At 40.8% G+C, this 12,967-nt stretch carries 9 protein-coding genes and 1 other annotated feature; of the genes, 5 read left to right on the top strand and 4 right to left on the bottom strand.

Annotated elements, in window-relative coordinates:
• Positions 1-80: 80 nt before the first annotated feature.
• The gene (locus tag AC4E8C_RS16150; RefSeq protein ID WP_490207674.1) at positions 81-1,358 is read left to right on the top strand and encodes a DNA polymerase IV; all 1,278 of its coding nucleotides are present in this window, start codon (positions 81-83) and stop codon (positions 1,356-1,358) included.
• 64 nt (positions 1,359-1,422) lie between these two features.
• On the opposite strand, the gene zwf is transcribed toward AC4E8C_RS16150, so the two are convergent.
• Complete coding sequence (zwf, locus tag AC4E8C_RS16145) at positions 1,423-2,916, bottom strand: glucose-6-phosphate dehydrogenase (protein WP_490207673.1); 1,494 nt, start codon at positions 2,914-2,916, stop codon at positions 1,423-1,425.
• 210 nt (positions 2,917-3,126) lie between these two features.
• Between zwf and rnz the strand changes: the two genes are divergently transcribed.
• On the top strand, positions 3,127-4,050 hold the full coding sequence (rnz, locus tag AC4E8C_RS16140; RefSeq protein ID WP_490207672.1) for a ribonuclease Z: 924 nt from the start codon (positions 3,127-3,129) through the stop codon (positions 4,048-4,050).
• Between the two features lie 51 nt (positions 4,051-4,101).
• On the opposite strand, the gene namA is transcribed toward rnz, so the two are convergent.
• The 3 genes from namA to proC form a co-directional block, all read right to left on the bottom strand.
• Complete coding sequence (gene namA / locus AC4E8C_RS16135; RefSeq protein ID WP_490212590.1) at positions 4,102-5,121, bottom strand: NADPH dehydrogenase NamA; 1,020 nt, start codon at positions 5,119-5,121, stop codon at positions 4,102-4,104.
• 78 nt (positions 5,122-5,199) lie between these two features.
• Entirely contained in the window at positions 5,200-6,348 is a 1,149-nt protein-coding gene (locus AC4E8C_RS16130) for a glycosyltransferase family 2 protein (RefSeq protein WP_490207671.1), read from the bottom strand.
• Between the two features lie 96 nt (positions 6,349-6,444).
• Positions 6,445-7,287 carry a pyrroline-5-carboxylate reductase gene (gene proC, locus AC4E8C_RS16125; RefSeq protein WP_490212589.1) on the bottom strand — a complete coding sequence of 281 codons (843 nt, stop codon included), beginning with the start codon at positions 7,285-7,287 and terminating at the stop codon, positions 6,445-6,447.
• A gap of 50 nt (positions 7,288-7,337) precedes the next feature.
• Positions 7,338-7,559: a binding site (T-box leader), on the bottom strand.
• 214 nt (positions 7,560-7,773) lie between these two features.
• Between proC and AC4E8C_RS16120 the strand changes: the two genes are divergently transcribed.
• The 3 genes from AC4E8C_RS16120 (at position 7,774) to AC4E8C_RS16110 (ending at position 12,903) form a co-directional block, all read left to right on the top strand.
• Complete coding sequence (locus tag AC4E8C_RS16120) at positions 7,774-8,733, top strand: MBL fold metallo-hydrolase (protein ID WP_490207670.1); 960 nt, start codon at positions 7,774-7,776, stop codon at positions 8,731-8,733.
• A gap of 37 nt (positions 8,734-8,770) precedes the next feature.
• Entirely contained in the window at positions 8,771-9,568 is a 798-nt protein-coding gene (locus AC4E8C_RS16115) for an SDR family NAD(P)-dependent oxidoreductase (protein ID WP_490207669.1), read from the top strand.
• Between the two features lie 149 nt (positions 9,569-9,717).
• A complete protein-coding gene (locus AC4E8C_RS16110; protein ID WP_490207668.1) occupies positions 9,718-12,903 on the top strand; it encodes a DEAD/DEAH box helicase in 3,186 nt (1,061 codons plus the stop codon).
• Positions 12,904-12,967 lie beyond the last annotated feature (64 nt).

The following is a 12,967-nucleotide window of genomic DNA, read 5'->3' as shown; positions in this document are numbered from 1 at the left end:
TTTAACTGAGGAGAGCCAATGGTTCTCCTTTTTGCTATAATGAAGCAGTAATTAATGATCCTAAGGGTGGGCAGTCTGGCATGAAGGAAATGTATCCGAAGAATGGAAGAGTCATTTTACATGTTGATATGAATAGCTTTTATGCCTCGGTGGAAATGGCCTATGATCCCACACTAAAGGGTAAGCCGCTAGCGATTGCCGGCAATGTGGAGGAAAGACGAGGAATTATTGTCACCTGCAGCTATGAGGCGAGAAAGCTAGGTGTAAAAACAACTATGCCGTTGTGGGAAGCTAGAAAGCTTTGTCCCCAATTAATTGTAATGAAGCCAAATTTTGAACGGTATCGGACAGTGTCGTTAGCTATGTTTGAATTGTTAAGGCAATATACTGACCTTGTTGAGCCTGTGTCAATTGATGAGGGGTACATGGATATTACGGATAGTTTTGAATTTGGCAGTCCGATTGAAATCGCCGAAAGCATTCAAAAGAGAGTATTCGAACAACTTGATATTCCTTGCAGCATTGGCATAGCCCCTAATAAATTTTTAGCCAAAATGGCCTCAGATATGAAAAAACCAATGGGCATAACGATTTTAAGAAAAAGGGATATACCGTATGTCCTCTGGCCTTTAAACACAAATGAAATGCATGGAGTTGGAAAGAAGACAGCTGAGAAACTTACTGCCATTGGGATTCATACGATTGGTGATTTGGCAAAGGGAAATGACATCCAGCTTAAAACGCTGCTTGGGATAAATGGGACACGAATAAAAGAGCGGGCCAATGGGATAGATTATCGGCCGGTTGACCCTGAATCGGTCTCGGAGTTTAAGAGTATTGGGAATTCTACCACATTGCCCAGAGATATTAGTAACCAGCAGGAACTTTTTCACATATTGGAGTCATTAGCCGAAACAGTATCTGTTCGAATAAAACGAAAAAATGTCCTTGCTTCAACCTTGAGTATTACCATTCGTTATAAAGATAGGAAAACAATCACCAGAAGTAAAAAGTTACCGAATCCTATCTATCAAAAAGAAGACATAGCCATGTTTGCAAAACAAATTTTTATAAAATCATGGAACGGAGATCCAGTCCGATTATTGGGGATAACGGGTACTGATTTAGTTGAACAAGACCATGCATACAAACAGTTGGATTTATTTTCTTATGAAAAGGATGCTAAAAAAGAGCCGCTGTTAAATACACTTTCCAATCTGCGGGAAAAGTACGGGAAAAATATCATTGAAAGTGCAGGAGCCCATAATCTTGATCCTGCCCATAAAATTGGGACAGGTACTAGCTTTAATAAGGACTTCCTGCGCTCCTTCCCAGATAAAAGGGATGTGGAAGAATAAAGCGGCACGCTGCTGTAAGGCAGGGTGCCGCTTTTTATCACTAATAAGAAATTATCCGCTTTTCTTACTTACATATATCTACGTCTAAATCCGATACAGGCCACCAGAATCTTCCATCTTTTTCTAAGAGTTCATCTGCTTCTTTAGGTCCCATTGATCCGGATTCGTAATTAGGGAATGCTGCTTTTGTCTTTTCCCACTCAGCCGAGATTTTATCTACAAATGCCCAAGAGTAGGCGACTTCATCCCAATGAGTGAAATTAGTAGCATCACCGCGCATACAATCGAAAAGAAGTTTTTCATATCCCTCAGGTGTGTTCATCGCGTGTACGCCCGTGTTAGCGAAGCTTAGTTTTACTTCTTGAGCATCCAAGTGCCCGCCAGCTTTCTTTGCGTTTAAATGGAGGGTTATTCCTTCCTCTGGTTGAATATGAATGACAAGCAGATTTGGATTTAACATTTTTTCGGGTTGATAGTACAAATTCATTGGAATGTCTTTAAATTGAACCACAATTTTTGTAGATTTTGTGGCCATTCGTTTGCCAGTACGAATGTAAAAAGGAACTCCAGCCCAGCGGAAGTTATCAATCATAATTTTTCCTGCCACGAATGTTTCGGTATTGGATTCTTTGTCTACCATTGTTTCATCACGGTATTTGGGTAACTGTTGATCTTCAATGGTTCCTTCACCATATTGTCCGCGAACAAAATATTCATTCACTTCTTCACCCTCGACGGTCCTTAGTGCTCGGAATACCCTTACCTTTTCGGAGCGAATCTCATCAGTGGTTAATTTTATTGGCGGTTCCATTGCAAGCAATGCCACCATTTGAAGCATATGATTTTGCAGCATATCGCGTAATGCACCGCTTGTCTCGTAATAGCGGCCTCGTTCTTCTACACCGAGGGTTTCACTCGAGGTAATCTGAATGTTTGAGATGTAGCGATTATTCCAAAGTGGTTCAAATATAGCGTTGGCAAAACGAATGACTTCGATATTACGAACCATTTCTTTACCTAAGTAGTGATCAATACGATAAACTTCTTTTTCCAAAAAGGCACTTCTAATTTGTTTGTTTAAGGTCTTGGCAGACTCTAGGTCATGGCCAAATGGCTTTTCAATGACCAGTCGTTTATAACCTTTAACATCTGTTAGTCCATCTGATTTTAAGTGAAGGGCAATTGGCCCGAAAAATTCTGGAGCCATTGCTAAGTAAAAGATTCGATTGCCTTCGAGTTGATAATTTTCATCAATTTGATCAGCGAATTTTCTTAATGAAACATAAGAACCTGAATCTGACACATCATGTGATTGATAATAGAAATGGGAGACAAATTCATCAAGATCCTCTTTATTCCCTAATGCTGAGGTGACAGATTCCTTAACGGATTGTTGGAACTCATCGTTTGTCAGAGTTCTTCTGGCAACTCCAATGACAGCAAATTTATCTAATTTATTCCGGGTAAATAATCTGTAAAGAGAAGGAAATAGCTTCCGTTTTGCTAAATCACCTGTTGCACCAAATATCATAATTAATGAAGTCATGTTTTGCTCCATTTTATTACCTCTTTTCTCAAGACTGCTATGTAATTTCTTCTTAACAATTATTAAATTTAGCTGTTTTTGTTAGGTTTCGCAAATATATTGAATTGCATGTAACAAAATATCATTAAATTTATGTGGAAAAAATGGTACTGAAAGAGCAAATAAAATAAGTTTGTGATATATTAACCATATTGACGACCGGATAAGAGAGGGGCTTGTAATATGGATTTATTTTTCTTAGGGACGGGTGCTGGAATGCCGGCAAAACTTCGAAATGTCACATCAATTGCTCTCAAATTGCTAGAGGAGCGAGGAGCTGTTTGGCTATTTGATGCCGGTGAGGCAACCCAGCACCAAATATTACATACACCTATTAAACCAAGACGGATTGAGAAAATCTTTGTTACTCATCTACATGGGGATCATATTTATGGACTGCCGGGACTTTTATCAAGCCGTTCTTTCCAAGGAGGGGAATCAGAAGTAACTGTCTATGGTCCTAAAGGGATTAAGGAATACCTTGAGGTCAGTCTTACTTTGAGTCAGACCTATTTGAAATATCCTTTAACTGTTATTGAAATTGGAGAAGGTGTGATTTTTAAAGATGATCAATTTACTGTGGAAGCTCGTTTGCTTGAACATGGTATTCCGTCCTTTGGCTATCGGATTGTGGAAAAAGATCATCCCGGTACATTGCTCGCTGACAAATTGCAGGAAGCTGGTGTACAGCCAGGGCCTGTTTTTCGAAAAATAAAAAATGGTGAAACTGTCACTCTGGATGATGGCAGGGTTATAGAGCCAAGTGAGTATGTTGGACCATCACAGAAGGGCAGGATTGTTACAATCTTAGGGGATACAAGATATTGCCAAAATGCCATTGCACTTGCGGAAGATGCAGATCTTCTAGTTCATGAAGCTACTTTCTCAAAGGGTGAAGAGAAACTGGCTTATGATTATTTTCATTCCACTACCCATCAGGCGGCTGATGTGGCAAGACTCGCTGGATGCAAACAGCTGTGCCTGACACATATAAGCTCCCGATACGATCGTCACGCATGGCAGGAGTTAGCTGACGAAGCAAGGGAATTATTTCCGGATACGGATATAGCTGAAGACTTTAAGGAAATTAATATACCGCTCAAATAAACTAAAACGCACTACCAATCAGTTGGTGAGTGCGTTTTGTGTTTTGTAAGACTATAGCCAGCCACGCTTATATTGTTCAGGAGTATCAATGTCTGCTCCTAACGCTTTGGCTGCGGTTCGCGGCCAATACGGATCACGCAGCAATTCACGGGCTAAAAGGACCAAGTCGGCTCGTTCATTTTGTAAAATTTCTTCTGCTTGGATGGGGGAAGTGATGAGTCCAACCGCACCTGTAGAGATGTCAGCACCATTCTTTATCGTTTCAGAAAATTTCACCTGATACCCCGGGTATACAGAAATATGGGCAGGGACCACAGCACCAGAGCTGACATCAATTAAATCAACTCCTTGCTCTTTCATCCATGCGGCAAATGGTATGTAATCTTCAGGGGTTAACCCTTGTTCATGATAATCATGGGCGGACACCCTGACAAATAATGGTCCAGTCCAGACTGTTTTGACGGCTTCTATCACCTCACGAAGGAGACGGTAACGATTTTCTGCCGTTCCACCGTATTCATCGGTTCTTTTATTGGAAAGCGGTGAAAGAAACTCGTGAATTAAATAGCCATGGGCACCATGGAGCTCAATCACATCGAACCCAGCTTTGGCTGCTCTTACAGCACCATTTTTAAAGGCCTCGACTGTTTCAGCAATATCTGCTTTTGTCATTTCTTTTGGAGTTTTGTATTTTTCATTATACGCAATGGCAGAGGGAGCAATAATTTCACCCTCTAATACAGCTTTTCTTCCTGCATGTGCAAGTTGAATACCTGTTTTCGCCCCGTGTTCTTTCATAAGAGCAACCAGTTCCTGTAAACCCTCAACGTGCTCATCACTCCAGATTCCTAAATCCTGAGGTGAAATTCGGCCTTGAGGGGTAACTGCAGTGGCTTCCAAAATGATAAGGCCTACTTGACCTACTGCTCTGCTAGTATAATGAGTTCTGTGCCAGTTCTGAACATGTCCGTCTTCATTATGACTCGAATACATACACATCGGTGCCATGACAATTCTATTTTTCAATGTAACTCCCTTTATCGTATAAGGAGAAAATAATTTTGTTTCTATTTTACATGACCTCCTGTCTATTCTTGTTGAACACAACTAGTATAGCAAATGATGGAAGAATAATGTGAAATTCTGCTTTTACTCTTTCTCCCTTAATTCACTTAAACGATAGGTTGTGCCCCTCCAGACAATGCCGCCTCTTTTAAAGGTAAGAAAGCTTGCCCGTACAATCGAATAAATAAATAATAAAGCTGTAATAGGAAAAACAAAAAATAAGACTGGAGAGAAAACAGTCATCCGCTTGATAATCAGCCAATAGAGTAATCCACTAAAGACAATATTCCCCAGGCTCAGTAAGGAAATAATCTGATTTGTTGAAAAGATGGTCAAGAAGGGGAGAACATTTGTGACAAACACCCCGAAAATAGAAAAGAAGATCATGCTAATTCGATAATTTAATCCAGCGAAGGTATTCTTTTCCAGTCCGACAAAGGCTTCCTTCAGGCTCCCATACCATTCGACTTCGATTAGATGGAGAGCAGTTACAATTCGCTGCCGGAAGCCGGCTCGCTTCATTTTCATACCGAGCTGTAAATCATCATCCGGCCTCATTCTGAGTTCAGCGTGCGTGCCAAACGATTCATATGCAGTCTTTGAAACCATGTTAAATGCGCCAATGCCTGTTCCGATTTTTGATTTGGGATTGTTGGCCATCCAAGGGCGCTTATAATAAGAGAATCCGAATAGAAAAAAGGCAACAAATGATTTTAACCAAAAATGGCTGGCATTTAAATTAGGGGATGCTGTTAAATGATCGAGTTTTTGCTTTTCAAAGTAATGCAGCGCCTTTGCGAACGCTTCCCTTTTATATAATACATCCGCATCAGTAAATAAAATCCACTTTCCAGAAGCCTGAAGTGCCCCTTTATATAAGGCATGGTTCTTTCCAAGCCAGCCTTCAGGCAGTTCGTCAATATGAATGGTCTTAATACGTGAATCCTTATTTGCAAGTTCATCAATAATTTTTCCTGTTTTGTCTGTGGAACGGTCATCCACGAGGCACCATTCCACGTTTTTATATGTTTGCTCCAACTGTGTTAGAATACTCGCTTTGATTTGGTCTTCTTCATTACGTGCAGCAACAACTACAGACAGTAACGGACCATTTTCCAATGCATCCTCTTTTTCTAGTGAATCTAAATGACGTAAACCGATTAAAGCGTCCAAGAGAAATATAAGCCAAACAAAGATTCCTAAGGTAAACAAAATAATGAGAATCGTGTCCATGTTCCCCGCCCTTTTAAGATTGTCCTAACCCAAGTGTATAATAATTTCTTTAGGCTTATCGTTAGTTTAAGGTAACCGGAGCGAAACATACAATGTTTAATAGCTTTTCCCCACTTTAAGGTCAGAAGATAAAGCCGTCCCCATTTTTTTTGATTGTTCGGTAGCCGCTTTGATACAGGAGATAAAGGCCTGCTGCACTTCATTTGCTTCAAGTATGCGAATTCCAGCTTCTGTGGTCCCGCCTGGGCTGGTTACTTCCCGGCGTAATTGTTCAGATGATTTAGAGGAGTTTTTCACCATCTCAGCTGCGCCAATTAAAGTTTGCACAATAAGCTCTTTTGCCATCTGTCTTTCCAGGCCAATTTCAGCTGCACTATTTTCCATTGCCTCAATAAGGTAATAAATATAGGCAGGTCCGCTCCCAGATAATCCTGTTACGGCGTCAAGCTGTTCTTCCTCCACAAACTTGGCTAATCCAACCGTTCCAAATAGTTTTTTCGTTGTTTCAAGCTGCTCACCTGTGACGCGGTCATTAAAGGCAATGGCCGTTGCAGATTTTCCTACTGCGGCAGATGTATTCGGCATTGATCGAGCAATAGGGAGTGCTTTTCCTGCTAATGTTTCAATCGTGTTCATCGAAACACCGGCTAATACAGAAACAATCAGCATTTGCTGGGTTAAATAGCCGCAGATATTACTGATTGCAGTGGCAGCATCCTTTGGTTTCATTGAGAGCATTACGACGTCCGCATCCTCAAAAAGAGTCTTCATATCATACGTACCTTGAATTCCATATTGATCTTCGAGATAAGCTAATCTTTGTTTATTTGCATGATTTGTCACCCAAATATTTTTTCGGTCGATTAACTTATTTTCAAGAATTCCAGAAATGATTGCTTCGGCCATGGAACCTGCGCCAATAATGGCAATTTTTTTCATCATCTTTTCCTCCTTTTAGGTCTTATAAAAAACAAAAAGACCCTTCATCCATAAAGGACGAAAGGTCTAGCTTCCGCGGTACCACCTTCATTTACCCTGATTTAATTTCAAAAAGGGTTCACTCTACTCCGATAACGCTGGATTGGCGTTAGGTTTTCCTAAATGCTCATAAGGTAGGTTCAATGTTCAAGAGGGCGGTGAAATCTTTCAGCCTATTGAATTTCACTCTCTTTCGCCATTTCACATTTACTGGCCTTATTCATCGCTTTTAATAACGTAAATTTTACTAGTGATTATGCTTGAAAATTAACCTATCTGTCAAGATTTAATTTGTACGAATTTTTTATTTTTTCTAAAAAATTATGGAAAAATAATGACATTCAAGGAAATAGCCGCTAAACTTTAATTTATATATGATATAACACATAAAGTTCACAATCACCCATACTATTTCTTTATTTAACTATAATAAAAGGAGTACTCCAAATGACAAAATGGAAAAACGGGATTGCCAAGATTACGTTACCGACACCCTTTCCGGTTGGAAATGTAAACGTTTATTTGATTAAAGGAGAGCGCTTAACGCTTGTTGATGCTGGGGTGAAAACGGAGGAGTGCTGGAATTCATTCAAAAGTCAGCTCGCTGAAATTGATGTAAGTCCTGACGATATTGAGCAGGTGGTCTTGACCCACCACCATCCGGACCATGTAGGAATGCTTGATTTCTTTTCGGACACTTTAGAGGTGTATGGCCATCCATTGAATGAACGATGGATTCATCCGACTGAGGAATTCTTTCAGGTACAAGAAGAGTTTTTTAAAGTGAATTTTCAAGAGTTTGGATTGCCTGAAACATACTTGCCCTTACTTTCTAAGTTGAGGAAAACGGTAAAGTATTTATGTAATCGTTCATTGACCTCACCTCTAATTGAAGGGATGAAGCCGCTTGGACTTCAAGAATGGAAAGTAATTGAAACGCCAGGCCATGCACAAAGTCAAATTGCTCTTTATCGTGAAAGGGATGGGGTATTGATTGCTGGCGATTTAATTTTAGCTCATATTTCCCCCAATCCATTGCTTGAGCCCCCAGCTCCTGGTGAAATAGAACGGCCAAAGCCGCAGCTTCAGCATAACCACTCGATGATAAAACTGCTATCTTACCCCATCCAGTGCGTTTACACCGGTCATGGGGAGGAAGTGTATCAATTGGCTGATTTAATTGAAAACAGACTCACACGACAGCATGAGCGGGCCATGACCGTCTATAATTGGCTGAAAGAAGAGAAACTTACCGTTTTTGAAATTTGCCAGCGCCTATTTCCATCCGTATATCAGCGTGAGCCAATGTTAACTATATCGGAAACAGTTGGCCAGCTTGACTATTTATCGTCAATCGGAGAAATTAGTAGTAGTAATACTAAGCCTGTTCTGTACCAAGCAAAGTAATCGGCAGATCGGGATTAACTCTGATAGAGGTGTTAAAATGACTAGGGAACAATTGAAAGGTAAAAATATTGTCATTACTGGTGCATCGGGAGGGATAGGTGCAGAAATCGCTAAACTTTGTGCGGCAAGTGGTGCCAATCTGGTTTTGTTAGCACGAAGCCTCGATAAATTGAAAATGCTGCAAATGGAACTACAGCAAAAACACCAGGTGAAAATAGATGTGTTTCAACTGGATGTTTCCAATACGGACCAAGTAAAAATGGTGTTTGAACAAATTTTTGAGCATATTGGTCAAATTGATATCCTTGTTAATAATGCTGGTTTTGGGGTTTTTCGTGCAGCCCATGAAGCAGTCATTGATGAGATTAAGGGTATGTTTAACGTAAATGTAGTTGGTCTAATGGCTTGCACCAGCATGGTCTTGCCTAAAATGCGCGCAAGGCGGTCTGGGCATATCATCAATATTGCTTCACAGGCAGGTAAGCTCGCTACGCCGAAATCTAGTGTCTATTCTGCCACAAAACATGCGGTACTGGGCTACACGAATGCACTAAGAATGGAGCTTGCTGATTATAATGTACAAGTGACCTCCGTGAACCCTGGTCCAATTGCTACTAACTTTTTTAACATTGCAGATGAACAAGGCACCTATGTTAAAAATGTACAGCGGTTCATGCTCCAGCCTGAGTATGTAGCCCAGAAAGTTGTGGACAGCATGCTGACAAAAACTAGAGAAATCAATCTCCCGCGCTGGATGAACATGGGCAGCGTGGTGTACGTTTTGTTTCCTAGATTGTTTGAGCGGATTGGAAAACGCGTGTTAAATTCAAAGTAAATCCAAAACGGCATCGCCTGATTAACGGCGTATTGAGTAGTAAAGCTGCCCGGAAAAGGGCAGCTTTTTTTCATAGTGTTTTTTAATAATGGTATAATGGTATTTCATCATAAAGTAGACTCGGACTAACATGGGAAGGAGTCAGGGACTTGAATCTAAGATTAAATCAAAAAATTATTAAAGAAATGTGCGGGACCGTCTCCTTCAAGAGAGGTGAGGCTTTTTATCGTGCCAATAAAGTAATAGTAGAACAGATTGATTCGGACCGATGGGAGGCAACTGTAAAGGGAGCAGAGGATTTCCATGTCGTCATAGATAGAGAAGGAGATAGCGGAAGATTTCGATCAGCGTGCAGTTGTCCTAAACTTGCATCCTTCCAAAAAGATTGTCAGCATGTGGCTGCCGCTTTGTTAGCTATTGATCATATGCAGCGTAAGGGAATTGTTTCAGTTAATCCGCCAGTGAATCAAAATGACTTGGCTCAGGGGTTATTGAACATATTTAATCAGCAGCCGAAACGCTCAAGCGGACACCAGCTCCATTTTGAAAATAGACAAGTACTTTCAATAGAGTTTATCTGTAAACTAGTTAGCGAAAAAGGGCATTCTCTGCTTGGAATCGAACTATCAATTGAACAAACTAAAGTAAGAAATATCAGAAGATTTTTAGAGGCTGTAAAACAAGGTCATTCTACTCAACTTTCTACATCGCTTGTTTACAACCCGAGCCTTCATTGCTTCCAAAAAGAGGCTGATTCCGTAATCGAGCATCTCATTCAGATTGTTCACGATGACCAGAATAAACCCCGCCTATCTAGTAATAACATGGCTGAACAGTTGGTGATTCCCCCTTCTTCTTGGAGAACACTGCTAGCCCTTCTGCCACGTGCACCAAAGGTGAAACTTGAATTTAACGGCCGTAGTTTTGATGGTTTCCATTTAACAGATGAACTGCCGCCGCTTCAGTTTAATTTTACCGAGGCTGAGGATAATCACTATCTGTTAAACGTACAAGGGTTATCCCAGATGGTTGTTCTGGATTTATATGAATCAGTTATCGCAGCGGGAAAGATTATCATCCTGAAAGCTGAGGATTGCCAACATCTGACGGACATTAAACAGATGCTCGATGCCTCAGGAACGAACCAAATTTTGATTCCACAGGAGCAAATTCAATATTTTTTCGAAACCGTAGTTCCAGGATTGAAAAAATTGGGTCATGTCCAATTTTCTAAAACACTTGCAAGAAAGTTTATGAAAACACCCCTTAAAGCCAAGCTCTATTTAGATAGAGTCAAAAATCGTCTGTTGGCCGGACTGGAATTTCACTATGAAAATATTATTGTTAATCCTTTGGAAGATGAAAGCATTCTTGCAGGCTCCCGGATTATTAGAGATGAAGAAAAGGAAACGGAAATTCTTAAATTAATGGATGAAAGTTCGTTTACCAAGACGGAAGGCGGTTATTTTTTACACAATGAGGAATTAGAATATGAATTCCTTTATCATGTTGTCCCAAAGCTTCAATCACTTGTCCAAATTTATGCGACAACGGCAGTACGTAATCGAATCTTTAGAGGAAATACTCCCCCGGCATTGAGGGTGAGGTTAAAAAAAGAACGGATCAATTGGCTTGAATTCAAATTTGAGCTAGAGGGCATCCCTGAACCTCAGATCAAGGAAATTTTACAGGCATTAGAGGAAAAACGGAAATATTATCGTCTGCGAAATGGTTCGCTTTTCTCGTTGGAGACAAGGGAGTTAGCTGAAATTCAACGTTTTTTAAATACGGTACCTGTCCAGAAGGACGATATGGAAAATAGCTTTGAGGTATCTGTTATGCAGGGGCTTTCACTGCTTGATTCGATTGATGACAGTTCAGTACTTAAGATAGAGGACTCATTCCGCCATTTTCTTGATACAATCCGTAATCCGGAGAGTTTGAAATTTGAGGTGCCCGTCACTCTTAACTCAGTTTTACGTGATTATCAAAAACGCGGTTACCAATGGATGAAGACCCTGGCTCATTATGGTTTCGGAGGAATTCTTGCTGATGATATGGGATTAGGGAAAACACTGCAAAGCATTACGTTTATTTTATCAGAGCTTGCTGAAATTCGTGAAAAGAATCTGCCCGTTCTGATTGTCTGTCCATCCTCACTATCGTATAACTGGCTGAGTGAAATAATGAAGTTTGCCCCGGAAATTCAGGCTTTGGTTGTGGATGGCCATCAGACAGAACGGTCTCAGATTCGGAAGGAAGCCTTGGAGATGGATGTGATCATTACTTCCTATCCTTTGCTGCGCCGGGATATACAGTGGTATGAGAAACAAACCTATCACACCCTCTTTTTTGATGAAGCACAGGCCTTTAAGAATCCAGTAACGCAAACGGCACGAGCAGTAAAAAAATTGAAGGCCAACCATCGTTTTGCACTTACGGGCACACCGGTGGAGAATTCGTCTGAAGAGCTCTGGTCTATTTTCCATGTTGTTTTCCCTGAATTATTTAAGGGGTTGAAAGAATACAGCAATCTTTCAAGGAAGAAAATTTCCCGAAGAAGCCGGCCATTTTTGCTGCGCAGGATGAAGGGCGACGTAGCTTCTGAACTTCCCGATAAATTGGAGTTCGTGGAAATGGCTGAACTGCTTCCGGAGCAAAAGCAGCTGTATGCTGCCTATTTGGCAAAACTAAGGGAGGATACCTTTAAGCATCTTGATAAAGATACAATCCGGAAAAATCGGATTAAAATTCTTGCTGGTTTGACGCGATTGCGGCAGATTTGCTGTCATCCTGCATTGTTTGTAGACGGTTATAAAGGGCACTCCGCTAAAATGGAGCGGTTGATGAGAATCATCGAAGAAGCCAGGCTTTCGGGACGAAGGGTACTGATTTTCTCACAGTTTACGAAAATGCTCAAACTGATTGGACAAAAGTTCGCGATAGAGGGACTTCCTTTTTTCTACCTTGACGGTGGAACGCCTTCTGAAGAACGATTAGAAATCTGCGAACGTTTTAATAAGGGCGAACGTGACTTCTTTCTTATCTCTTTGAAGGCTGGAGGGACAGGTCTTAATTTGACAGGAGCAGATACGGTCATTCTTTATGACATTTGGTGGAATCCAGCGGTTGAGGAGCAGGCTGCTGACCGGGCGCATCGGATTGGCCAAAAAAACGTCGTCCAAGTTATAAAGCTTATTAGCCGTGGAACGATTGAAGAGAAAATGAGTGAATTGCAAGACAAAAAGAGACACTTGATTGAAGAAATTATGGACCCGGGGGAGAGAAGTACTTCCACTTTAACTGAAGAAGATATACGCGAAATTTTGTCTTAGTTTGAGGACAGTATTTTGTGTTTTTGGAGGGTTTTTGTCCGCATGGAGCGTTTATGAGGACAAA

The organism is Neobacillus sp. SRL179 (genome assembly GCF_984799095.1).
Note: the sequence above shows the minus strand (reverse complement) of the source record. Positions and strands in the feature narration are given on the sequence as shown.

Bases quoted from the DNA above. Each gene is read 5' to 3' on its own strand.
- AC4E8C_RS16130 (WP_490207671.1), bottom strand. From the start codon at position 6,348: ATGGACACGATTCTCATTATTTTGTTTACCTTAGGAATCTTTGTTTGG.
- AC4E8C_RS16150 (WP_490207674.1), top strand. From the start codon at position 81: ATGAAGGAAATGTATCCGAAGAATGGAAGAGTCATTTTACATGTTGAT.
- proC (WP_490212589.1), bottom strand. From the start codon at position 7,287: ATGAAAAAAATTGCCATTATTGGCGCAGGTTCCATGGCCGAAGCAATC.
- zwf (WP_490207673.1), bottom strand. From the start codon at position 2,916: ATGGAGCAAAACATGACTTCATTAATTATGATATTTGGTGCAACAGGT.
- AC4E8C_RS16115 (WP_490207669.1), top strand. From the start codon at position 8,771: ATGACTAGGGAACAATTGAAAGGTAAAAATATTGTCATTACTGGTGCA.
- AC4E8C_RS16120 (WP_490207670.1), top strand. From the start codon at position 7,774: ATGACAAAATGGAAAAACGGGATTGCCAAGATTACGTTACCGACACCC.
- rnz (WP_490207672.1), top strand. From the start codon at position 3,127: ATGGATTTATTTTTCTTAGGGACGGGTGCTGGAATGCCGGCAAAACTT.